Genomic DNA, 23,115 nt, shown 5'->3' with positions numbered 1-23,115 from the left:
GGCCTCAGGCGTTAGGCTGACGCCATGACCGATAAAACGCCCGAATCCGCCGCCGTCCCCAAGGCCGATCCCTCGATGTTCTCGGATTGCGGCGACACGCCCTGTCCGCAGCCGGTCATGGCTGATCCCAAGAACGAGGCGGCGGTCCTGGCCGAGGGCGTGCGGATGCGCAACAACCCCGCCGAATGGGCCTTCGTGCGTCTGTCCAAGCTGATCGAGGAGTTCGAGGCCAAGCTGGACAAGGACGAGGAGATCGGCGCCCGCGTGGTTGGTCTGCCGGGTGAGGGGACGATGCAGATCGTCGACGTCGGCTTCTGGGGGCCGGACCTGATCATCTTCTTCGGCCGCAACGCCGACGGCAAGCCGGTGCGCCTGATCCAGCACTACACCCAGATCAATGTCGTCCTGGCCGCGATCAAGAAACCCGAGGAGCGCGAGGCGCGCCGCATCGGCTTCCAGCTCAATGAAATGGTGATGAAGACCAACCCCGCGCCGACCGCCGCTGCGACGACCGGCGCGGGCGGTGCGATCTAGAGGCCCGCTGCCCAGTCGGTGCCGCGGATCAGGCTGTCGATGATGCCCGGTTCGCTGGAGGCGTGGCCGGCGTCGCCGACGATGTCCAGCTTGGCCTCGGGCCAGGCGCGATGCAGCGACCAGGCGCCCGAGATCGGGGTCACCACGTCGAAACGGCCCTGGGCGATCCAGCAGGGGATGTGGCGGATGGTCTCGATGTTCTCGAGGATCCAGTGCTCGCTGTCGAAGAAGCCGCCGTTGGTGAAGTACCAGTTCTCGATCCGGGCGAAGGCCACGGCGAACTCCGGCTCGGCGAACTTGTCGGGCTTGCCCGAGGGGCCCTGGACGCTGACGGTCTCGCCTTCCCAACTGGACCAGGCCACGGCGCAGCGGTTGCGCTCTTCCACGTCGTCACCCAGCAGCCGCTTGTTGTAGGCGGCCATCAGGTCGCCGCGCTCGGCCTCGGGGATGGGGGCCAGGAAGCGTTCCCAGGCGTCCGGGAAGATCATCGAGGCGCCGTCCTGATAGAACCAGTGCAGCTCCTTCTTCGTCAGCAGGAAGATGCCGCGCAGGATCAAGGCCAGGCAGCGGTCCGGGTGCTTGATCGCATAGGTCATCGACAGGGTCGAACCCCACGAGCCGCCGAAGACGACCCATTTGTCGATGCCCAGCATCTCGCGCAGGCGCTCGATATCGGCCACCAGATCCCAGGTGGTGTTGTCTTCCAGCGAGGCGTTGGGCCGCGACAGGCCGCAGCCGCGCTGGTCGAACATGACGATGCGGTATTTGGCCGGATCGAAATAGCGGCGCATTCCCGGATTGACCGCCCCGCCGGGGCCGCCGTGCAGGACGATGACCGGCACGCCGTGCGGGTTGCCGCTTTCCTCGTAATAAATCTCGTGGATGCTGTCGGTCTGCATCCAGCCCGAGGCATAGGCTTCCAACTCGGGATAGAGGTTGCGGCGCAGGGTGTCGGTCACAGGAAATGCCATGTCAGAAATGAGGGGTTTTCAGATTGGCCGGTCAGGCGTTGACGTTGTGTGAGCGGAACGCCGCGATCGCCAGCACGATCCATCCGGTGATCATCAGGGTCCCGCCGATCGGAGCGACCATGCCCATGGTTCGCAGGCTCAGCAGACCGATCATGGCCAGGGCCAGGCTGAAAATCAGCCCGCCGCCCGCCGCCAGCCAGCCCGCGATGCGCGCGGTCCTGCCGCCCGCAGCCCAAATCGCGCAGGCCACGGCCAGGACGGCGTGGACCATCTGATACTGGGCGCCCGTGGTCAGCAGGCCCTTGACCGCCGGGCCCGCGCCGTGGGCGGCGAAGGCGCCGAGCGCCACGGCCATGGCCCCGTTGAAGGCGGCGAAGACGAGCAGGTTGCGGTCATGGCTCATGGCTTAATGTCTAGACCACAACTTCGCCGGAGTCTGCTATCGCAGCGGCGATGAAATCCGCCCCGCGCATGGCCCTGCAATACGTCCTGCTGTTCGCCGCCAGCGGGGTGACCCTGCCGTTCGCCGGCCTGTGGTTTCGCGAACAGGGGCTGAGCGGGGCCGAGATCGGCGCCCTGCTGGCCATCCCCATGCTGGGGCGAGTCGTGACCGGGCCGCTGTTGGCGGTTTGGGCCGACGGTTTCCAATACAGGCGCACGCCCATTGCTCTTCTGGGGCTGGCCATGGCTCTGGGCTACGGCGGGGCGGGCATGGTTCAGGGCTTCGCGGCCTGGGCGCTCTGCTGGTTGGTGGGGGCCACGGCGGCGGCGGCGCTGATCCCGCTCAGCGACGTCATGACCTTGCGGGTGGCCAAACGCGAGGGCTTCGACTTCTCCCTGCCGCGCGGCTGCGGCTCGGCGGCTTTTGTCGTGGCCAATGTCGTCATGGGGGCGCTGCTGACGCGGGCCTCGCCGGACGCAGTCATCATCTGGATCGGGACGGCGGCGATGCTGATTGCGGTGACAGCCTGGCGGGTCCTGCCCGCCGAGCCAGTGACCGACGGTCCGCGCACGCCAGGGCTGGAGCGGTTCAAGGGGCTGGGGCGGCTGGTGATGGATCCGGCCTTCATGACCGCCATCTTCGCCGTCGGCGCGGTGCAGGCGGCGCACGCCTTCTACTACGGCTTTTCGGCCATCGCCTGGAAGGCGCAGGGGATTTCCGAGAGCGTCACCGGTCTGTTGTGGGCCTTTTCCGTCCTGGTCGAAATCGGCTTCATGTGGGTGGTCGAGCCGTGGCGTCGGCGCGTCGGCATCGGGCCCTGGTTGGTGCTTTCGGTCGGGGCTGGCGCGGCGGTCGTGCGCTGGACCCTGATGGCCTTTTCTCCGCCGCTGTGGGCGCTGTGGCCCCTGCAGACCCTGCACGCGCTCAGCTTCGCGGCCACCTACCTGGCCGGGGTGCAGATCGTGGAGCGCCTGTCGCCGCCCGGAAGCCATACAGCGGCCCAGACGCTGAGTTCCGTGGTGTCGGCGGGGGTGTTGATCGGTCTGGCGACCGCGGCGTCGGGGCCGCTGTACGACGTCTTTGGTCTCAGGGGCTATCTCGCCATGGCCGCTCTGGCCCTGGCGGGGGGACTGGCCGGGCTGACCCTGAGGTCACGGTTGCAGGAGGCCTGAAGCGTCAGGCTGCGTTGGGGCGGGGCAGGGGCGCCAGGTGGCGGGCGATGACTGAAGCCGCTGTCTTGACCGCCGCCTGAACCCTGGCGTTCGGCGCGTCGGCTGGCGCGCGGATCAGGCCGATGGCGGGCGAGGCCGGGCCGTCGGGCAGGTCGTTCAGGATCCGATACAGGATATAGCTGCCTGCATCTTCCTCGGCGTCCGAGGCGGCCATGGCGGTCAGGCCTGCGTCGGCCAGATCGCGCACGATCTCTGCGGCGGGCGCCGTGGCGCGGGCCACGCCGGGTCCGGTGTGATCCAGGCGCTCGCTTTGATCCAGGCGTCGGTTCTCGGCTCGCATCTGCAGCCGGAAGGCGCCGGCGTGGCTGGTGCGGCCCACCAGCAGCAGGGCGCTGCAGTCGCCCCTGGCCAGCAGGGCGCTGAGTTCGGTCGCCAGGGCGTCGGCCTCGGCCGAACCGGGGACGGGCAGGGTGCGCGCGCCAACCGGGTTCCACGGATCGCCCGACAGGTCCTCGACGGGGTCCCAGGCGGTGAAACCGGGGTCCCAGGCGCAGATGGCGATGGCGGGGCGCCGGTCGGGGCGAGGCCCGGTATCCATATCCAGCAAGGAGTTCACCCTGTGTGACACTAACGCGACAGCGGCCGGAACGGTGCGGTCAAACCCGGCGAGAGGTCAAGCCCGCCGAGGTAAAATGTGACGGTTCTGCGGCGCCGACGTCTAGCCCAGATCACCGATGGCGGCGTCCAGCAGCATGAAGGCGCGGCCCTCGTCGGTGGCCAGGCGCGCCTGGACGTCATGGGCGTCGCCCTGACGCGCATGATCCTGCATCTCGCGGCCGAAGGCGCGGACATAGGCGTCGGCGTCGGCGCGCAACTCGGCGTCGGCTAGGATGCGCCGCGAAACGCTGCGCACGGCGGCGGGGGCCACGCGGCGCACGATCTGGCGCGCGCGATCCGGCTCTTGCAGCGCCAGGGCGCGCGCGGCTTCCTCGATCCGGGCGCGGGGCAGAAGGGCGTTGGGATCGACCCCCATGCGGCGAATGGCGGCGGTGATGCGGTCGGCCAGGACCGCGGCGTCGACCGGGGTGGCGACCGGCGCATCCAGCTCCAGCGGGGCTTCGCGCGTCGGGTCGTTCTCGGCCAGATCGCTCCAGTCCAGCGGTTCGTCTTTTGCGGGAGGAGGCGGAGGCGGGGCGTCTTCGGTCGGCTCCAGCCGCAGACGTCCGCGCAGGCCGAAGCCGCGTTCGTCAGCAGGCTTGGCGGCGGGCTTGGCCTCAGCCTTGGGTTCGGGCTTGGCCTCGACCGGGCGCGGCTTGTAGCGTGGCGTTTCGGGCGCGGGCGCGGCCAGCAGGGGCTCGCGACGGCGGCTGGCGGGGGTATCGCCCGACACCACGCCCATGACGCGCACGGCTTCGGTCAGCATGTCGTAGTTGCGGCGCACCCGATCCTGGAAACCGCTCTCAAGAGCCTCGGTGTCCTCCGCCGCCTTGCGCGAAGCCGCGGTCAGGGCGGCCAGACCCTGTTCGACCGAGGCGCGCACCGCGTCCACGCGAGCGGCGGCTTCTTCAGGCAAGCGGTTGGCGCGGGCGTCCATCTCGGCGACGGCGCTCTCGACCTGGGTCAGGGCGGCGGTCATGCGCTCCAGCGTGCCTTCCAGACGCTCGACCACCTTCTCGCCGGTCAGATCGACCATGTCGGCGGTCTGGTTGACGATCTTGCGGGCGCCGTCGATGCGGGCCTCGGCGGCTTCGTCGGCCTTCTGTGCGGCGTCGAACAGGGATTCGCCCAGGCGGTCGGCGCGGATCTGGGCCTGTTCGATGGCGGCGGCGGCGGCGGCGCGCTGTTCGTCGGCGGTGGCCTGAAGCGCCGACAAGGCGCGTCGCGTCTCCTCGACCAGCAGGTCGCGGGCCTCGGCGGCCATGGCCTCGAAGCGGTCCAGGGCCAGCTTGGTGGCGTGGTCGAAGCCGTCGGCCTCGCGCTGCGACAGGTCCACCAGGGCGCGGAACTGATCGGTCACGGCCTCGACCTGGGCCTTCAGGGCGTCGCTGACGTCGCCCGTGGTCTGGTTCAGCTCGCCGGCGGCGCTGCGGGTCAGGGACAGTTGCTCGGTGAACTGGGCGCGCTGGCTCTCGATCTGGGCCGAGAAGTCTTCCTGATCGGTGCGCAGGGCGTAGGCGGCGGTGACCAGGGAGGCGCGCTGCTGGCTCAGACCTTCCTCGACCGACTGGATCTGTTCGGCGACGCCGCTGCCGGCTGTTTCCAGACGCAGGGTCTGGCGGGCCAGGTCGTCGGCGGCGGCGCGGGCGGCGTCCTGGGCCTCGTTGGCGGCGGCGGCGAGGTCGGCGGCGCGGGCGGCCAGGGCGGCCTCGGCTTCACGCAGTTGGGTCTGGGCCAGATCGGAGGCGTCCACCACCATGCGCGACTGACGCTCGACGGCGTCGACCACGCCGGTCGCCTGGCTGTCCAGTTGCACGCCCAGGGCGCCCAGTTGCTCACGTTCACGACCCAGCTGGTCGGTCAGGCGGCGGGCGGTGCGGCCCGCGCTCTCGGCGGCCTCGTTCAGGCGGCTGGTTTCCTGCGCCAGGGCTTCGCGCAGCAGGGCCATGTCGTTGCGGGCGCGCTCGGCGGCCAGGGCCGCCTGATCAATGTCGCCGCGCAGGGAGGTCAGGACCTGTCCAGTCTGATGGGCGGCCAGGGCCGTCGGCCCGACCAGGGCCTCGGCCATGTCGCGGGCGCGGCGGGTTTCCTGGGCCAGGCTGGCGCCCTGACGGACAGCATGGGCCAGCATGATGGCCAGACCGGCGGGGGCCAGGGCGATCAGGGCGTAGACGGCCAGACGCAGGGGCTCCAGCTGGACCGCGCCCGAGCCGAACTCGTAGGCGAACCACGAAGCCACGCCGCCGATCCACAGGGCCGAGGCCAAGCCAGCGATCAGATAGGCGGCGCCGTCGGATTTCGTGGCGGACGCATGGCTCGCGGCGACCGGGGCGGGAGGCGGGGCCTCGTCTAGTACGGCGGGCGGCGCGTCCGCCGAAACGGCCAGTGGCGGCAGGTCAGGGTGGGCCTGCATGGCTGAGGCGCGTTCGTCGGCCAGTCGCTGTTCTTCCAGCAGTTGGCGGCGACGACGCTCGGACATGGGGCGTTCAACTTCCGGTTCGGGCTGCGGCGCAGCCTCGGTTTCCGCGACCAGATCGGCGTCAGGCTTGGCGGCGGCGTCGGGCTCGCCGTGAACCGTCTCCGGTTCAGGGTCGGTCAGGTTGAGCGGCGGCCGATGGCTGGACTTCATGGGGCGTCGTTCTCGATCACTATTCGCCGAATACGCGGCGAGGGCGCGCGGAGAGTGGACCCTAACGGCTTGATCGGGTCACGCAAAGGCTCGCAGGGCGGGATTTCGCGGGAAGATCGGGGATGATCGCCCAGAATCGCTCAGGCGTCAGCGACCGGTCGGTCAGCAGTCGCCGGGTGCGGCGGCGACGGTGATCGTGGTGGTCGGGGCGTCCTTGCAATCCTGCACGCGCTGAATCTCGCGCTCCGTGTGGCGCGGCGCGTGCAGATCGACGCCGAACTGCGACAACGCCGCCGCAGCGAGCATCGCAATCAGGCCAGCCAGCATTTCCAGCAGCATTTGCATGGCGCGCACAATGGCAGAACGCGGCGATGTTTACAATGCGGCGGCATTGTGAAGCTGCGGTGGCGCGGAGAATGGAACGAAGCGGCCTTTTAAACGTCAAGCTTGGAGACGCGCATGGGCCCGTCACGCGAATCAGTCAGTCTGGATGCATGAGGGAACGGGGCGACGACAGCTACGAGGGCAGCCTTCTGGAGCCGGGGCGCGACTGCTGGCGCGTGGCGACGGCGCGCCGGTTCACGCCGCTGATGGAGAACAACGCCTATTTCGACGCCCTGGCCTCGTCGTTGCAGAAGGCGAAGAAGTCCATCGTCGTCCTGGGCTGGCAGTTTGACCCGCGCACCCGACTGGACCCGGAGTCGCCGCTGACCGACCGACGCGGCGAGATCGGCCATCAGTTGCGGATGCTGGTGCGCCACAGACCCGATCTGGATATTCGCCTGCTGATCTGGAAGTCGCCTCTGCTGATCGCGGCGTCACAGGGTTTCTATCCTCATCGCGCCCAGGGTTGGTTCCGCAAGCGAATGGTGGAGTTCCGGCTCGACAAGCCCGGCATCCTCGGCGCCTGCCACCATCAGAAGGTCGTCGTCATCGACGACAAGGTGGCCTTTTGCGGCGGCGGCGACATCGCCACCGACCGCTGGGACACGGACGAGCATCTGGATTTCGATCCCCGTCGCTGTCAGCCCTCGGGCCTGTTCAGCGCGCCCCGTCATGAGGTGATGAGCGTCATGGACGGCGCGGCGGCCCGCGCCCTGGGGGATCTGGCGCGCGAGCGCTGGTTCCGCGCCACCTGGGAACGCACCTTGCCGGACGAGACTGATGAGGACCCCTGGCCGGACGGGGTCGAGCCGGCCCTGACCGACGTGCCGGTCGGGATCGCCCGCACCGAACCGCGCGTGCGCGGTCGGCCTGAGGTGCGCGAGAACGAGGCCCTGCATCTGGAATCCATCCGCCGGGCGAAACGCCTGATCTATCTGGAGAACCAGTATTTCACCTCGCCGGTCATCGCCGCCGCCCTGGCCGAGCGGCTGGCCGAGCCGGAAGGGCCGGAAATTGTTCTGGTCTCGACCGGACGCAGCCCCAGCTGGTTCGACGGCCTGACCATGGACACGGCTCGCGCTGAGGTTCTGTATCGGCTGGAACAGGCCGATCGCTACAACCGCTTCTTCGCTTTCAGCCCGCGCACGGTCGAGGGCGAGCGGATCATCGTCCACGCCAAGATGTCGATCATCGACGACCGGCTGCTGCGCATCGGCTCCACCAATCTGAACAACCGCTCGCAGGGCCTGGATACCGAGTGCGACGTGGCGGCCGAACCGACGACCGAAGCGGGGCGCGACGTGGTGCGGCGCTTCCGTCAGCGCTCCATCGGCCACTTCATCGGCGTCTCGGGCGAGGACTTTGCCCAGGCCGAGGCCGTCATGGGCTCGGTAGGCCGGGCTGTCCTGACCTTCGGCTCGGACCGGATGACCCTGCTCGGTTCGACCCCGCCGTCGGCGATCGAGCGGATGATCGCCGAATGGCAGCTGGGCGACCCCGCTTCCTCGATGGACGCCTGGCGGCCGTGGAAGCGGTTGAACCGCTCGCATCGCCCCCGACTGACGGGACCTCAGACGCCGGGCTGAAATTCGAAATCGATGACTAGGGGCAGGTGGTCCGAGGCCGTGCGCGCCAGCGGATGCAGCGGCGTCATGGCCTTCGTCACCCTGATCTCCGGGCTGACGAAGCAGTGATCGATGCGGATGGCCGGGAAGCTGGATGGGAAGGTCTTCACCGAGGGCTTCAGGCCCAGCTCGCGCTGGGCGTCGGCCAGCCGTTTCGTCAGGGCCTGATAGGGGCGGGTGATCGAGGTGGCGTTGAAGTCGCCGGTCAGCAGGGTCGGCCCCGTGCAGCGCGGATCGCCCAGCCAGTCCGGCCCGACCAGAGCCGCCGCCTGCAGCCTCTGCTCGCGCGGCACCAGACCGAAATGGGTGTTGAAGACGTTCAGAATGGTCCCGTCGAAGTCGATAGCCGACCACAGGGCGCCGCGCGGCTCAAGCCCCCGCAGATTGGGCAGGGTCGGCAGGGCGGCGGCGCGGATCAACTTCTCGGGCCGCGCCGTCAGGATGGCGTCGCCATACAGCTCGGCCTCGATGGTCATGGCCGGATGGAAGCGGAAGCCCATCGCCAGACGCTCGGCGATGGCATGGGCCTGATCCACGCCGTTGGTGCGGGCGCGGCCGACGTCCAGTTCCTGCAGGCAGACGATGTCCGGCTCCAGCTCGGCGATGACGGCCGCGATGCGCGCCACGTCCAGCTTGCGGTCGACGCCGACGCAGCGGTGTACGTTATAGGTGACGAGTCTGGGCATGGGTCCTTGTCGGCGCGGTCGATCCCGCCGCCTGTCTATCCGGTCTAGATGACAACCAGACGGTCGGGGACCTCGTTGATATCAGCGGGTCGCGGCGGAAACTGTTCCGCCAGAACCTGACCGCACAGGGCGATGGCCTGTTCCATGCCCTCGACCGGTTGATCTCGACGCAGGCCGGCGGTCAGGGCGGCGACGGCGTCGGCCCAGACCTCGGGGCTGACGCAGGCATGGATGCCCTCGTCGGCGATGACCTCGACCTGATGATCCGCCAGGGCGGCGAAGATCAGCACCCCGGTGCGCGCCTGTGTGACGTGCAGGCCGTGGGCCAGGAACTGCTGCATGGCCGCGCGGCGCACGCGGGTGCGGCGCAAGGGGACGGGAGTAAGCAGACGGCGTACCGTGGGGATCAGGCTCAGCAGAAAGACGCTGACGAAGACCGCCGCCTGAACCAGGGCGTAGGCGGCCAGGGCCTGTCCGATCTCGACCTCGCGCGCGGCGGCGTGGGCGGCCTGCCAGTCAGCGCTGCCGAGGTTGGCAAGGTTGGGCAGCCAGTGGGCGCCGAAGCCGAGAGGGATCAGGCCCAGCGGCAACAGCAGGGCCGCCGCCGCCGCCCAGGCCAGACTGACGTCGCGATAGGAGGACACCTGCCGCGCCACGACGCAGAAGATCTCGCCCGAGGTGTTCGCCTCGGCCTGGGCGATGGCCCGGGCGACGCGGGCGTGGTCGTCGGTTGTGAACTGCATCACCATCCCCCCGAGGCGCCGCCGCCGCCGAAGCCGCCGCCGCCGCCGCCAAATCCACCGCCACCTCCGCCGAAGCCTCCGCCTCCGCCCCAGTCGCCGCCTCCACGACCTTGGTTCTTCAGCGCCTCGCTGGCGGCCCAGATCAGGATGGGGGTCAGGCCGTCGCCGCCCTTGCCGCCACGACGCCGCCTGCCGCCCGCCGCAGCCCCGACAAGGCTGATGAACAGGAAGAAGAAGATCAGGAAGATGATCAACGCAGGCAGGATGGGCTTTTGACGCTCGCTGGCCGCGCTCTTCGCCTCGGCCGCGCGGGCCTGGGCGTCAGCGGGATCGGCGGTCAGTTGGGCGATGACGGCGTCGGTCCCGGCGATGATGCCGGCCGCATAGTCGCCCTGGCGGAAGGCCGGCAGGATGTCGTTGCGGATGATCAGCGAGGAATAGGCGTCGGTCAGCACGCCTTCCAGCCCATAGCCGACCTCGATCCGCACCTTGCGCTCGTTCGGCGCGACGATCAGCAGGGCGCCGCCGTCGTTTTCCTTCTGGCCGATGCCCCAGTGACGACCCAGTTGATAGCCGAAGTCCTCGATCTCCTGATCCTGCAGCGAGGGCAGGGTGACGACGACCAGTTGATCGCCGGTCTGCTGCTCCAGCGTCGCCAGCTTGCCGGTCAGGGCCTGTTCCTGCTCCGGCGTCAGCAGTTGGGCGTCGTCGACCACCCGCCCGGTCAGGGCGGGGAACCGGATCTCGGCGGCGAAGGCCGGCAGCGCCGCCAACCACAGGACGAGCACCAGCAGAAGCGCCGGGATCAGTCCCGGTCCAAGCGGGCCGGGACTGGGGCGCTCCCTCACGGCGAGGGCGGAAGGGGTCATGTCAGGTGGATCAGGCCGCCGGAGCAGGCGCGGCTGTGGGCGGCGTCGAACCGGGAGCGGCCCCCGGCGTGGTCGCGGGCGCGCCGCCTCCGGGTTGAGCCCCTGGAACGCCGAGGTTGAAGTTCACGCTTGGGGCGCTCTGGGCCTCGGCGGTGGCGGTGAACAGCTGCATGGGCTTGGAGCCGCCGTGCAGGGTCTTGGCCCAGATCACGGTCGGGAAGGTGCGCAGCGACGTATTGTAGTCGCGCACGGCCTCGTTGTAGTCGCGCCGCGCCACGGCGATGCGGTTTTCGGTGCCTTCCAGTTGTGACTGCAGGGTCAGGAAGTTCTGATTGGCCTGAAGCTGGGGATAGGCCTCGACCGTCACCAGCAGCCGCGACAGGGCGGACGACAACTCGCCTTGCGCCTGCTGGTATTGCTGGAAAGCGGCGGCGTTATCCAGGTTTGAGGCGTCGATATTGACGCTGGTGGCCTTGGCGCGGGCCTCGATCACCTGGGTCAGGGTGGTGCGCTCCTGAATGGCCGCGCCCTGAACGGTGGCGACCAGGTTCGGCACCAGGTCGGCCCGACGCTGATACTGGCTCTGGACGTCGGCCCAGGCCGCCTCGGCCCGTTCCTGCTTGGTCGGAATGGTGTTGTAGCCGCAACCCGCCACGGCGGGGGTCAGGACGACGACGGCGGCGACGGCCGCGAGACGGGGCGATAAACCAGCCATGAAGAAGCTCCTGCGGGCGGTCGTCAGGACCGCTGATCGCTAAAGACTATCGGGGCCGAAAGGCTCCGCTTCAAGGCCGGATTTTTAGCCAGCCCTAGCTGTTCAGATCATCCGGCGTCACACCCGCGCCGCGGCAGGCGGCCGTGTAGGTGTTGGCCAGCAGGCAGGCGATGGTCATGGGACCGACGCCGCCGGGGACGGGGGTGATGCGACCGGCGACCTCGACCGCTTCATTGAAGTCTACGTCGCCGACCACGCGGGTCTTGCCCTCAGCGGCCTTGACCGGATCGCGCGAGGGGACGCGGTTGATGCCGACGTCGATGACGGTGGCGCCCGGCTTGATCCAGTCGCCCTTGATCATCTCGGGGCGACCCACGGCGGCCACCAGAATATCGGCGGTGCGGCACAGGGCGGGCAGGTCGCGGGTGCGCGAGTGCGCGATGGTGACGGTGCAGCTCTCGCCCAGCAGCAGTTGCGCCATCGGCTTGCCGACAATGTTCGAGCGCCCGACGATGACGGCGTTCAGGCCCGACAGGTCGCCCAACTGGTCCTTGAGCATCATCAGGCTGCCCAGGGGGGTGCAGGGAACCATGCCCGGCAGGCCGACCGCCAGACGCCCGACGTTGACGACGTGGAAGCCGTCCACATCCTTGTCCGGGTCAATGGCGTCCAGAACGGCGGCCGAATCGATGGCCTTGGGCAGGGGCAGTTGCACCAGGATGCCGTGGATGCCGGCATCGGCGTTCAGCGCCGCGATCAGGGCCAGCAGTTCCTCCTGCGTGGTCGTGTCGGGCAGGCGGTGGGTGTCCGACCGCATTCCGGCCTTCAGCGTCGTCTCGCCCTTGTTGCGGACATAGAGCTGGCTGGCGGGGTCTTCACCGACAATGACCACGGCCAGACCGGGCTTGACGCCGTGGGCCGCTTCCAGTCGCGCGGCGGCGGCGGCGACGCGCTCGACCAGGGTCTGCGAGAAGGCCTTGCCGTCGATGAGCGAGGCGCGTGCGGGTTCGTCAGCCATGATCGGCTCCATGCGTCGGGAACTGGAAAGCGTGGCCGCGATTTACAGCCGCTACGGTTCGGCGTCTATGATAGCGCCAGCAAAGAGGTTTTCATGCGTCATTCTCAGTTCGCGGCCCTGTTCGGGGCGGTCAGCGCCATCGCCCTGTTGTCGTCCGGCTCCGTTATCGCCCAGACCGCGACCGACATCCGCATCGGCGCCGAGGTTCGCGGACAACTGGAGGAAGGCGACGCCCGCACGCGCGGCAATGATGCCTATCGGTATGACGACTACCGCGTGCAGTTGCGCGCCGGGCAGAGATTGCAGGCTGAAATGCGCAGCAGCGACTTTGACGCCTATCTGGAAGTCTACGCCGAGGGCCGGACTTCGGGCGATTCTCTGGCTTCGGACGACGACGGCGCCGGCAGCGGCACCAACGCCCGCCTGCGCTTCACGCCCGAAAGCGACGGTGTCTATATCGTGCGGGCTCGACCCTTCTCAGGTCTGGAGACCGGCGCCTACACCCTCGCGCTCAGTGAACGGGTGGTTCCGCGTCAGCCCCGTCCGGGCCGTATCTCGATAGGCGACCATGCCAATGGCCGCCTGACCAGCAGCGACGCCGAAGACGAGGACGGCAAGACCTTTGACGCCTACGCTTTCCGGGCGGGCGCCGGGGATCGTGTGGCGGTTCTGCTGGAATCCGACGACTTCGACCCTCTGGTTCGTATTGGCCGCATGATCAACGGCGCCTTCGTGCAGTCGGCCCAGAATGACGACGGCGCGGGCAAGGGGCTGAATTCCTATTTGGTTTTCACCGCGCCTCAGGCCGGCGAGTACGTCATCCAGACGACTTCGGTCAGCGGTGACAGCGAGGGCGACTACCGCCTGACGCTGGAGCAGGGGCCCCCCGCGCCTGAGGCGCGCGGCATCGCCGTCGGCGAGGAAGTCAGCGGCCGGCTGAATGAGGACAGCCCCAAGAGCGATTCCGGCGCCCCCGCCGACCTCTATCGCTTCACCGGCCGCGCCGGGCAGCGCGTGGCCATCAGCCTGAAGGCCGATGATTTCGACAGCTACCTCGAATTGTTCGACGCCAACCACAACAGCCTGGCCACCGACGACGACAGCGGCGGCGAGCTGAACGCCCGCCTGACCTTCGTCCTGCCCGAGGACGGCGACTATCTGATCGAGGCGCGCGGTTTCTCGGACGCCACGGGCAGCTATGACCTGAAGCTGGAAGAGGTGGCCCCGCCGCCACCGCCGACAGCGCTCAGCTTTGGCCAGACGGTTCAGGGCGACCTGAAGGAAGGCGGCGCGACCGACGATCAGGGGCGTTTGTTCGACGGCTACGCCTTCACCGGAGCCGAAGGTCAGCGCGTCCAGGCCGTCATGCGCTCGGGCGACTTCGACGCCCTGCTGCAGATCGGAAAGGCGGGCGAGGAGTTCGAGGAACTGGCCAGTGACGATGACGGCCTGCGTCAGGGCACCGACGCTCGCCTGACCTTCACCCTGCCGGAAGACGGCGACTACATCCTTCGCGCTCTGCCCTATTCCAGCAGCGGCAAGGGTCTGTATTCGCTGGAATTCTCTGATCGCGGTCCCGAGCCCGGTCCCGGCAGTCTGCTGGTCGGCTCGACCGCGCGCGGCAGCCTGTCGGAAGCCGACGCCATGACCGACGAGGGCGTCTCGTTCGACGCCTACACCTTCAAGGCCAAGGCCGACGAGAAGCTGCGCTTCACCCTGATCTCCCCGGCCTTCGACGCGGTGGTCGAGGTGGGCGAGGACAAGGACGGCGACTTCCGCAGCCTGGCCGAGGATGACGACAGCCTGTCGGACACCCACGCCCGTCTGGACTGGACCGCGCCGCGCGACGGGACCTATGTCGTGCGCGCCCGCAGCTTCGCTGCGGCCTCGACTGGCGACTATGTCCTGACGGTCGAGCGTCAGCCCTGATCGCCAGGGGGAGGGCGCGATGAGCGACGACCTGATCCTCGGCCGCAAGGATCAGCACCTCGACGTGGTGCTGTCCGGCGGCGGGCGGCACACCCTGTCTTCGGGTTTTGAGGACTGGCGCTTTGTCCACGAGGCCCTGCCGGATCTGGACCACGCCAAGATCGACCTCGGCGCCGATTTCCTCGGTCGGCGTCTGCAGGCGCCCATGCTGATCAGCGCCATGACCGGGGGGCCTGCCAGGGCCGAGGCCATCAACGCCCGTCTGGCCGAGGCCGCTCAGCATCTGGGCATCGCCCTGGCGGTGGGTTCGCAGCGCGCCGCCATTGAGGGCGGGGCGACCGGCGGTCTGGATCGCTCCCTGCGCGATCGCGCGCCCGACACGCCCATCCTGGCCAATATCGGCGCGGCTCAGCTGACGCGCGGTTTTGGCGTTGAGCAGGCCAAACGGGCGCTGGACATGATCGGGGCCGACGCTCTCGTCGTGCACCTGAACCCCCTGCAGGAAGCCTGTCAGCCGGAGGGCGACCGTGACTGGTGGGGCGTCGGCGCGGCGCTTCAGGCCCTGATCCGCGAACTGGACGCGCCGGTGATTGTCAAGGAAACGGGGGCGGGCATATCCGCCGTCACCGCCCAGCGCCTGATCGCCATGGGCGCGGCGGGGATCGACGTGGCCGGGGCCGGCGGCGCCAACTGGGGCCTGATCGAGGGCGAGCGCGCGACCGATGCGGCGGACAAGGCTCACGCCGTCGCCTTCGCCGCCTGGGGCATCCCCAGCGCCCGCGCCATCGCCGAGGCCCGCAACGCCTTGCCGGAAGCCCTGATCATCGGCTCCGGCGGCGTCCGCGACGGCGTCGATGTCGCCAAGGCCGTCCGCCTGGGCGCCGATGTGGTCGGCATGGCTTCCGGCGTCATTCAGGCCGCGACGGAATCCACCGAGGCGGTGGTCGCCCGGTTCCAGACCGTGATCCGGCAACTGCGGACCGTCTGTTTTTGCACCAACGCCGCCAGCGTAGCGGCCCTGAAACGCGTACCCTTGCTAAGTGTAAAATAAATCAACTGTTTAGGCGCTCGGGTTAGGGCGCTGTTTCGGAACCCACGGAGACCTCCCCTCTATGCGCACCCTTCTGATGACCACCGTTTTGGCCTCGGCCCTGGCTGTCGCCGGCGCCGCCTCGGCCCAGAGCACGATCCGCCCCGGCCAGACCATTCAGGGCAATTTCAGCGCCAAGGACGCCCGCATGGGCGACGGCTCGCACTACCGTTGCTATGTCGTCCAGACCAATCCGGACGAGGCCTATACGGTCACGCTCAGCTCGTCGGACTTCGACACCTATCTGTCGGCGGGCGCGGGCGCGGACTGCGACGATACCTCGGTCACCAATGACGACGGTCCCGACATGGGCACTAACTCGCAGGTGCGCTTCGTCTCCAGCGGCGGCCTGTGGATCATCAAGGCCAACACCCTGAGCGAGGGCGAGACCGGCCGCTATGAACTGCGCGTCTCGGCCGGCGAGCGCGTCCGCCCGACGACCCAGGTCCTGCCGATCGCCGTCGGTGAAAGCCGTTCGGGTCGTCTGGAGTTCAGTGACCGTCGCGCCGACGACGGTTCCTTCTATGACTGCTACGCCCTGTCGATCGCGCGCGCGGGCAGCGTCGCTGTCCGTCTCGATTCCGGCGACTTCGACGCCTACCTGGGCCTCTATGAAGGGCCGCAATGCGACGGCGACTCCCTGGCTACCGACGATGACAGCGGCGGCGGCACCAGCGCCCAGATCGTCCAGACCCTGCGTCCGGGGACCTATTCGATCCGCGCAAACACTCTCGGGTCGTCGGAAGAGGGCGACTATACCCTCAGCGTCACCACGCGTCGTTGATGTCGGCGGAGGCCCCGGTCGGATCGATCGGGGCCATCCCTGCGACCGCTTCCGGCAAGGGGCGGTCGAAACCGAAACTGTAGTCGTCGGGGTCCAGCCGCACGACCCGCGGCATGGCCGCGGGCGCCGGCCCTCCAATCACCACCACGGAGGGCGGAGGCAGGGGCGGCGTCGGCTCGATCCAGGCGCTGTCCTGCGCGGCCTCATCTTGGCCATGGGGCGTCAGCGACGCCATCCGCTCCGGGTCATGCTCATAGCCGTTGCTGAACTCGCCCACCGCCAGGATAGGGCTGGGGGCCAATTCCGGCTCGACCGGGGCCACGACCTCTATATGCATTGCAGGCCCGTCAGGCGCTGTGCCGTGAGCGATCGCGGTCGAGCGCCACAGCATCCAGCCGCCGCCGAACAGGGCCGCCAAGCCGAGCGCCGCAATCGCCGCCGTCACCGCCTTCATCATCATTCACTCGTTCCTGACGCTTCCATCTATGAAGCGCACGAAGGAGGGATGGAGTTCACTTTCAGGAAATAGAGGGGGGAGAGTCTGGCCCTCCCCCCAGCGGGCCAATCAGGCCGAGGGCAGCAGGTCGCCGGCGAAGGCGCGATAGCGACCGGCCCGCACCCCGTCCGTGGCCCGGGCGATGTCTGGTGCGAAGTAACGGTCCTGATCATAGGCCGGGGCCGCCTCGCGCACGATGGCGTAGGTCTGCTCCAGTTCCGGCGAGGACGTCAGCGGACGACGGAAGTCGATGCCTTGCGCGGCGGCCAGCAGTTCGATGCCGACCACGGTCGCCGTGTTGGCGGCCATGTCCAGCAGACGGCGGGCACCGTGGGTGGCCATCGAGACGTGATCTTCCTGGTTGGCGCTGGTCGGCACGGTGTCGATGACGCAGGGGTGGGCGACCATGCGGTTCTCGGCCACCAGAGCCGCCGCCGTCACCTGGGCGATCATGAAGCCCGAGTTCACGCCGCTGTCCTTGACCAGGAAGGCGGGCAGGTCGGTCATCTTGGGATCGACCAGGATGGAGGTGCGACGCTCGGAGATATTGCCGATCTCACACAGGACCATGGCGATCTGATCTGCCGCATAAGCAACGGGTTCCGCGTGGAAGTTGCCGCCCGAGATGACGTCGCCGTCCTCGATGAAGACCAGCGGATTGTCGGTGACGGCGTTGGCTTCGCGCTCCAGCATGGCGGCGGCGTTGCGCAGCACGTCCAGCGTCGCGCCCATGACCTGCGGCTGGCAGCGCAGCGAGTAAGGGTCCTGCACCTTGGCGCAGTCGTGACGATGGCTGTCGCGGATGGCGCTGCCGGTCAGCAGTTCGCGCAGGCGACGCGCCACGTCGATCTGACCCGGCTGGCCGCGCAGGGCGTGGATACGGTGGTCGAACGGCGCGTCCGAGCCCAGAAGCGCATCGACCGACAGACCGCCCGCGGCGATGGCGGCGGCGAAGACGTCCTCGGCGGCGAACAGGCCGGTCAGGGCCAGGGCGGTCGAGCACTGGGTGCCGTTCAGCAGGGCCAGACCTTCCTTCGGACCCAGAACGACGGGCGACAGCCCGGCCTTGGCCAGAGCCGAAACGGCGTCCAGTGTTTGACCCTGATAGCGGGCTTCGCCGACCCCGATCAGGACGCAGGACATGTGGGCCAGCGGGGCCAGATCGCCCGAGGCGCCGACTGAGCCCTTGGGCGGGATCAGCGGCAGGACGCCCGCGTTGACCATGCCGATCAGGGTCTCCAGCGTGTGCCGCCGAACGCCCGAGGCGCCCTTCGACAGGCTGGCGATCTTCAGCACCATCAGCAGGCGGGTGACGTTCTCGTCCAGCGGCGCGCCGACGCCGCAGGCGTGGCTGAGCACCAGGTTCTTCTGAAGGGTTTCAAGGTCTTCCGACGCAATGCTGGTGTTTGCCAGCAGGCCGAAGCCGGTGTTGATGCCATAGACCGTGCGGCCCTCGGCCAGGATAGCGGCGACGACCGCTGCGCCCTTCTCGACATTGGCCCAGGCGGCGTCGGTCAGGCTGACCGCGACCGGGCCGTTCAGAACCGAGCGAAGCTGGGCGAGGGTGAGCGGCGCGGCGCCGATTTCGATGGTGGTGGTCATAAGCTTACAGGTCCAGAGAGGGCAGGTTCAGGCCATGTTGGCGCGCGGCGTCCTTGGCGATGTCGTATCCGGCGTCGGCGTGGCGCATGACGCCGGTGGCCGGGTCGTTCCACAGGACGCGCTCCAGACGCTTGGCGGCTTCCGGCGTGCCGTCGGCGACGATGACGACGCCCGAGTGCTGGCTATAGCCCATGCCGACCCCGCCGCCGTGGTGCAGCGACACCCAGCTGGCGCCCGAGGCCGTGTTGAGCAGGGCGTTCAGCAGGGGCCAGTCGGACACGGCGTCCGAGCCGTCCATCATGGCCTCGGTCTCGCGGTTGGGGCTGGCGACCGAGCCGCTGTCCAGATGGTCGCGGCCGATGACGATGGGGGCGCTCAGTTCGCCCGAGGCCACCATCTCGTTGAACATCAGACCGGCGCGATGACGGTCGCCCAGACCGATCCAGCAGATGCGCGCCGGCAGGCCCTGGAAGGCGATGCGCTCGCCCGCCATGTCCAGCCAGCGGTGCAGGCCGGCGTTGTCGGGGAACAGCTTCTTCATCGCCTCATCCGTCTTGCGGATGTCCTCGGGATCACCCGACAGGGCGGCCCAGCGGAACGGGCCGATGCCGCGGCAGAACAGCGGGCGGATGTAGGCGGGGACGAAGCCGGGGAAGTCGAAGGCATTTTTCACGCCCTCGTCGAAGGCGACTTGACGGATATTGTTGCCATAGTCGGTGGTGGGCACGCCCATGGCGTGGAAGTCGAGCATGGCCTGAACGTGGACGGCCATGGACTGACGCGCGGCGGCCTCGACGGCGGCGGGGTCGCTGACGCGCTTTTCTTCCCACTCGGCGACGGTCCAGCCGGAGGGCAGGTAGCCGTTGACCGGGTCGTGGGCGCTGGTCTGATCGGTCACCAGATCGGGGCGGACGCCGCGCTTGACCATTTCAGGCAGAAGGTCAGCGGCGTTGCCCAACAGGCCGATCGACAAGGGTTTCTTGTCCTTGAATGACTGCTCCAGCAGGGCCAGGGCCTCATCCAGGGTCTCGGCCATGACGTCGACGTAGCGGGTGCGCAGGCGGAACTCGATGCGGCTGCGCTGGCACTCGATGGTGATGCACGACGCGCCGGCCATGGTCGCGGCCAACGGTTGCGCGCCGCCCATGCCGCCGAGGCCCGCCGTCAGGATCCACTTGCCCGACCAGTCGCCGCCATAGTGCTGGCGACCTGCCTCCATGAAGGTCTCATAGGTGCCCTGAACGATGCCCTGGGTGCCGATGTAGATCCACGAGCCGGCGGTCATCTGGCCGTACATGGCCAGGCCCTTCTTATCGAGCTCGTTGAAGTGGTCCCAGGTCGCCCACTTGGGCACCAGGTTGGAGTTGGCGATCAGCACGCGCGGCGCGTCGGCATGGGTGCGGAAGACGCCGACCGGCTTGCCTGACTGGACCATCAGGGTCTCGTCGGCTTCCAGCTTTTGCAGTTGGTCGACGATGGTGTCGAAGGCCTGCCAGTTGCGGGCCGCCTTGCCGATGCCGCCATAGACGACCAGGTCCTCGGGGCGCTCGGCCACCTCGGGGTCGAGGTTATTCATCAGCATTCGCATGGCCGCTTCGGCCGCCCAGGTCTTGGCGGTCTTTTCAGACCCGCGCGGGCTGCGGATGATGCGGGTGTTAGGCGTAGCGCTCATCGATTCCTCCATGCGGCCCAGGATGCGACTTGGGCCGTCGTATGGGGGCAGTGTTATGTCTAGACATTAATGCGTGCAAGGGGCAGTTTCACATCATGGATCAGGAGCCGCTTCATCGCCGCATCGCGGGCGACATTGAGCGCCGCATCGCCTCGGGCGAGTGGCGGCCGGGCTTCCGCATCCCGACCGAGGCCGAGCTGACGGCCGAATACGGCTGCGCCCGCATGACGGTGTCGCGCGCCATGACCGACCTGTCGGCGCGAGCGCTGGTGGTGCGCCGCAGACGGGCCGGGACGGTTGTGGCCCATCCGCCGGTGCATTCGTCCGCCCTGGTCGCCATTCCCGACATCCAGTCCGAGGTCGAGGGCAGGGGGCTGGTTTATTCTCACCGCCTGCTGGGCCGGATCGTCCGTCCGGCGCGACCCGACGAGGGTCTGGGCGAGCGGGTGATCGAGCTCGAGACCCTGCATCTGGCCGACGACCTGCCCTTCGTCTTCGAGCGCCGCCTGATCTCGCTGAGCGCCGCGCCCGAGGCCGAGGCCGCCGACTTCGCCGCCCAGCCGCCGGGCGGCTGGCTGCTGGCCCACATGCCCTGGACCGAGGCCGAGCATCGCATCTCGGCCGTCGGCGCCGACCGCGAGACGGCGGCGGGTCTGGGTCTGGCCGACGGCGCGCCCTGCCTGCGGCTGGAGCGCCGCACCTGGCGCGATGGTCAGGGCGTGACCTGGGCCTCACAGATTTTCCCCGGCGCGGCCTATGATCTGGTCGCCCGCTTCTCTCCGACCAAAGGATGACCCCGATGAGCCAACCGTCTGAAGCCCTCGGCTGGCGCTCTGTCGGCGATCTGGTGGGGAACCATCCGGACGCATCCGTCGCCCTGATCGGCGCGCCGCTGAACGAGCGGTCGCTGACGCCGGGCCGCTGCGACCTGGGGCCGAAAGCCCTGCGCGCCGTCCTGCCGCGCCTGTCCACCTATGACGTCGAGACGGGGCTGGAACTGGACATCAAGGTCCATGACGCTGGCGACGTGGCGCTGAAGGCCGTGTCGCCGTTCGACGCTTTTGAGCCCGTGCGCGACGCGGTGGCGGCTCAGGCTCATCGCGCCCTGACCATCCTCGTCGGCGGCAACAACGCCATCACCCGGCCCGGCGTTCATGCGCTGGGGCTGGCCAAGGGGCTTTCGAGCGTCGGCGTACTGACGCTGGACGCCCATTTCGACCTGCGCGACACGGATCAGGGCCTGACCAACGGCAATCCGATTCAGGCCCTGCTGGACGATGGGCTCGACGGCCATCGCATCAGCCAGGTGGGCCTCGCCCCCTTCGCCAACACCCGCCGCGCCCATGAAAAGGCCGAGGCCGCCGGCATCAGCGTCCGCACCGCCCGCGAGTGCCGCCAGCGCGGTCTGGCGACCGTGGTGGTCGAGGAGCTCGAGCGCCTGTCGTCCCTGTGCGAGGTCATCTATGTCGACTTCGACATCGACGTCATCGACCGCAGCCAGTGGCCCGCCAGCCCCGGCGCGCGACCTGGCGGAGTGTCGGTCCACGACTTCTTCGACGCCGCCCGCGCCATCGGCGCCCATCCCAAGGTCCGCGCCGTCGATCTGACCGAATACGACCCCTCGCTGGAAGTCGGGGACCTCGGCTCCCTGACCGCCGGGCGCTGGTTCTGCGAAATCCTGAGCGGAGTAGCCGCGCGATGACCTTCACTTCCGCTCATCCCCGCGGAGGCGGGGACCCAGTTCTGTCCAGCGAGACGCCAAGGTTTCAGGATAGTCGAACGCACGGTCTCAACAGCCGCGCCTGCCAGCCAAAGCACTGGGTCCCCGCCTCCGCGGGGATGAGCGGAGAAAACTGATGATCCTCGCTGACCGCCTCATCGCCGACTGCCACGTCGCTACCATGACCGAGGGCGGCGCCCCCTATGGCGCGATCGAGGACGCCGCCATCCTGATCCAGGACGGGCGTATCGCCTGGGTCGGGCCGCGCGCAGACCTGCCTGTGCATAAGGCTGTGGAAACTGACAGCCTGGACGGCCGCTGGGTCACGCCCGGCCTGATCGACTGCCACACCCATCTGGTCTTCGGCGGCGACCGCTCGGGCGAGTTCGAGCGGCGGCTGGAGGGCGCGACCTATGAAGAGATCGCCCGCGCCGGGGGCGGTATCGTCTCCTCGGTCAAGGCGACGCGCGAGGCCAGCGAGGACGACCTCTACGCCTCGGCCTGCAAGCGCCTGGAGGGGCTCAAGGCCACGGGCGTCACCACCATCGAGATCAAGTCCGGCTATGGTCTGGACCACGACAGCGAACTGAAGATGCTCCGCGTCGCCCGCCGCATCGGGAAGGACGCCGGGGTGCGGGTCCGCACCTCCTACCTGGGCCTTCACGCCGTCCCGCCGGAGCATAAGGCCGACCGCGCCGCCTATGTGGACAAGGCTGTGGATGAAATCCTGCCCGCCGCCCATGCCGAGGGTCTGGTGGACGCGGTAGACGCCTATTGCGAGCCCATCGCCTTCAGCACCGATGAGGTCAGCCGCCTGTTCGACAAGGCCGAGGCTCTGGGCCTGCCGGTCAAGCTGCACGCCGACCAGTTGTCGGATGGCGGTGGCGCGGCCCTGGCCGCCCGCTATCACGCCCTATCCGCCGACCACATCGAACATACGACCGAGCCGGGCGTGCAGGCCATGGCCGAGGCGGGGGTGGTCGCGGTCCTGCTGCCCGGCGCCTTCCTGATGCTGCGCGAGACCCAGGCGCCGCCCGTCGCCCTGCTGCGTCAGCACGGCGTTCGCATGGCGGTGGCGACCGACTGCAACCCCGGCACCTCGCCCGTCGCCTCGATGACGGCGGCGCTGAACCTCGCCTGCGTCCAGTTCCGTCTGACCCCGGAAGAAGCCATCGCCGGCGCCACCCGCCACGCCGCCCGCGCCCTGGGCTTGCAGGACGAGGCGGGAACCATCGAGCCCGGCAAGACCGCCGACCTCGCCATCTGGGACATCAGCCGCCCCGCCGAGCTCTGCTACTGGCTGGGCGCGCCCCTGCTGCATCGACGCTACCTCGGCGGTGAAATCTCCTAAAGGTTGTATTTCTCCGTTATACTAAT

22 protein-coding genes are annotated in these 23,115 nt (G+C 68.8%); 9 read left to right on the top strand and 13 right to left on the bottom strand.

Translation table 11 applies throughout. The features are described from left to right. The first annotated feature begins 24 nt into the window (after positions 1–24). Positions 25–534, top strand: a complete 510-nt coding sequence (locus IFE19_RS10425; RefSeq protein WP_207822068.1) for a DUF6173 family protein — start codon at positions 25–27, stop codon at positions 532–534. Here the strand turns inward: IFE19_RS10425 and pip are convergent. Further along, the gene (gene pip / locus IFE19_RS10420) at positions 531–1,505 is read right to left on the bottom strand and encodes a prolyl aminopeptidase (RefSeq protein ID WP_207822066.1); all 975 of its coding nucleotides are present in this window, start codon (positions 1,503–1,505) and stop codon (positions 531–533) included. The two genes, IFE19_RS10425 and pip, sit on opposite strands and share 4 nt — an antisense overlap. 31 nt (positions 1,506–1,536) lie before the next feature. Continuing rightward, on the bottom strand, positions 1,537–1,908 hold the full coding sequence (locus IFE19_RS10415) for a DUF423 domain-containing protein (protein ID WP_207822064.1): 372 nt from the start codon (positions 1,906–1,908) through the stop codon (positions 1,537–1,539). Positions 1,909–1,958: 50 nt separating this feature from the next. On the opposite strand from IFE19_RS10415, the gene IFE19_RS10410 reads away from it, so the two are divergent. After that, the gene (locus tag IFE19_RS10410; RefSeq protein ID WP_207822062.1) at positions 1,959–3,119 is read left to right on the top strand and encodes an MFS transporter; all 1,161 of its coding nucleotides are present in this window, start codon (positions 1,959–1,961) and stop codon (positions 3,117–3,119) included. A 4-nt stretch (positions 3,120–3,123) separates the two neighbouring features. On the opposite strand, the gene IFE19_RS10405 is transcribed toward IFE19_RS10410, so the two are convergent. From IFE19_RS10405 to IFE19_RS10395, 3 genes are all read right to left on the bottom strand, one after another. Further along, positions 3,124–3,717, bottom strand: coding sequence for a hypothetical protein (locus IFE19_RS10405; RefSeq protein ID WP_207827555.1), 594 nt, complete (start codon positions 3,715–3,717; stop codon positions 3,124–3,126). Between the two features lie 120 nt (positions 3,718–3,837). Beyond that, entirely contained in the window at positions 3,838–6,405 is a 2,568-nt protein-coding gene (locus IFE19_RS10400) for a coiled-coil domain-containing protein (protein WP_207822060.1), read from the bottom strand. Between the two features lie 162 nt (positions 6,406–6,567). Continuing rightward, the gene (locus tag IFE19_RS10395; protein ID WP_207822058.1) at positions 6,568–6,750 is read right to left on the bottom strand and encodes a hypothetical protein; all 183 of its coding nucleotides are present in this window, start codon (positions 6,748–6,750) and stop codon (positions 6,568–6,570) included. Positions 6,751–6,899: 149 nt separating this feature from the next. Here IFE19_RS10395 and IFE19_RS10390 point away from each other — a divergent pair, with 149 nt between their 5' ends. Next, positions 6,900–8,375 carry a phospholipase D-like domain-containing protein gene (locus IFE19_RS10390; RefSeq protein WP_207822057.1) on the top strand — a complete coding sequence of 492 codons (1,476 nt, stop codon included), beginning with the start codon at positions 6,900–6,902 and terminating at the stop codon, positions 8,373–8,375. Here the strand turns inward: IFE19_RS10390 and IFE19_RS10385 are convergent. The 5 genes from IFE19_RS10385 to folD form a co-directional block, all read right to left on the bottom strand. After that, the gene (locus IFE19_RS10385) at positions 8,360–9,100 is read right to left on the bottom strand and encodes an endonuclease/exonuclease/phosphatase family protein (protein ID WP_207822054.1); all 741 of its coding nucleotides are present in this window, start codon (positions 9,098–9,100) and stop codon (positions 8,360–8,362) included. The genes IFE19_RS10390 and IFE19_RS10385 overlap by 16 nt on opposite strands. Before the next feature lie 44 nt (positions 9,101–9,144). Beyond that, positions 9,145–9,849 carry a TPM domain-containing protein gene (locus IFE19_RS10380; protein WP_207822052.1) on the bottom strand — a complete coding sequence of 235 codons (705 nt, stop codon included), beginning with the start codon at positions 9,847–9,849 and terminating at the stop codon, positions 9,145–9,147. After that, positions 9,843–10,712, bottom strand: coding sequence for a TPM domain-containing protein (locus IFE19_RS10375; protein ID WP_207822051.1), 870 nt, complete (start codon positions 10,710–10,712; stop codon positions 9,843–9,845). Before IFE19_RS10375 ends, IFE19_RS10380 begins: the two co-directional genes overlap by 7 nt. Positions 10,713–10,722: 10 nt before the next feature. Continuing rightward, a complete protein-coding gene (locus IFE19_RS10370; protein WP_207822048.1) occupies positions 10,723–11,427 on the bottom strand; it encodes a LemA family protein in 705 nt (234 codons plus the stop codon). Positions 11,428–11,521: 94 nt separating this feature from the next. Next, complete coding sequence (folD, locus tag IFE19_RS10365; protein ID WP_207822047.1) at positions 11,522–12,445, bottom strand: bifunctional methylenetetrahydrofolate dehydrogenase/methenyltetrahydrofolate cyclohydrolase FolD; 924 nt, start codon at positions 12,443–12,445, stop codon at positions 11,522–11,524. Between the two features lie 93 nt (positions 12,446–12,538). Here folD and IFE19_RS10360 point away from each other — a divergent pair, with 93 nt between their 5' ends. From IFE19_RS10360 to IFE19_RS10350, 3 genes are all read left to right on the top strand, one after another. Further along, positions 12,539–14,374, top strand: coding sequence for a PPC domain-containing protein (locus IFE19_RS10360; protein ID WP_207822045.1), 1,836 nt, complete (start codon positions 12,539–12,541; stop codon positions 14,372–14,374). A 19-nt stretch (positions 14,375–14,393) separates the two neighbouring features. Then, entirely contained in the window at positions 14,394–15,425 is a 1,032-nt protein-coding gene (gene fni, locus IFE19_RS10355; RefSeq protein WP_207822043.1) for a type 2 isopentenyl-diphosphate Delta-isomerase, read from the top strand. 61 nt (positions 15,426–15,486) lie between these two features. After that, positions 15,487–16,248, top strand: coding sequence for a peptidase (locus IFE19_RS10350; RefSeq protein ID WP_207822041.1), 762 nt, complete (start codon positions 15,487–15,489; stop codon positions 16,246–16,248). Here the strand turns inward: IFE19_RS10350 and IFE19_RS10345 are convergent. From IFE19_RS10345 to hutU, 3 genes are all read right to left on the bottom strand, one after another. Next, positions 16,232–16,708 (bottom strand): hypothetical protein, encoded by a 477-nt coding sequence (locus tag IFE19_RS10345; RefSeq protein ID WP_207822039.1) that lies wholly within the window; start codon positions 16,706–16,708, stop codon positions 16,232–16,234. The genes IFE19_RS10350 and IFE19_RS10345 overlap by 17 nt on opposite strands. A 105-nt stretch (positions 16,709–16,813) precedes the next feature. After that, on the bottom strand, positions 16,814–18,346 hold the full coding sequence (gene hutH, locus IFE19_RS10340) for a histidine ammonia-lyase (RefSeq protein ID WP_207822037.1): 1,533 nt from the start codon (positions 18,344–18,346) through the stop codon (positions 16,814–16,816). Positions 18,347–18,350: 4 nt separating this feature from the next. Continuing rightward, a complete protein-coding gene (gene hutU, locus IFE19_RS10335; RefSeq protein ID WP_207822034.1) occupies positions 18,351–20,018 on the bottom strand; it encodes a urocanate hydratase in 1,668 nt (555 codons plus the stop codon). 95 nt (positions 20,019–20,113) lie between these two features. Between hutU and IFE19_RS10330 the strand changes: the two genes are divergently transcribed. From IFE19_RS10330 to hutI, 3 genes are all read left to right on the top strand, one after another. Further along, positions 20,114–20,812 (top strand): UTRA domain-containing protein, encoded by a 699-nt coding sequence (locus IFE19_RS10330; RefSeq protein WP_207822032.1) that lies wholly within the window; start codon positions 20,114–20,116, stop codon positions 20,810–20,812. A gap of 5 nt (positions 20,813–20,817) precedes the next feature. Beyond that, positions 20,818–21,720 (top strand): agmatinase family protein, encoded by a 903-nt coding sequence (locus IFE19_RS10325; RefSeq protein WP_225910240.1) that lies wholly within the window; start codon positions 20,818–20,820, stop codon positions 21,718–21,720. Between the two features lie 154 nt (positions 21,721–21,874). Further along, complete coding sequence (hutI, locus tag IFE19_RS10320; protein ID WP_207822028.1) at positions 21,875–23,089, top strand: imidazolonepropionase; 1,215 nt, start codon at positions 21,875–21,877, stop codon at positions 23,087–23,089. Positions 23,090–23,115 lie beyond the last annotated feature (26 nt).

The sequence above is a fragment of the Brevundimonas pondensis genome (assembly GCF_017487345.1).
GTDB lineage: Bacteria > Pseudomonadota > Alphaproteobacteria > Caulobacterales > Caulobacteraceae > Brevundimonas > Brevundimonas pondensis.
This window is presented reverse-complemented; position numbering and strand designations above follow the sequence as displayed.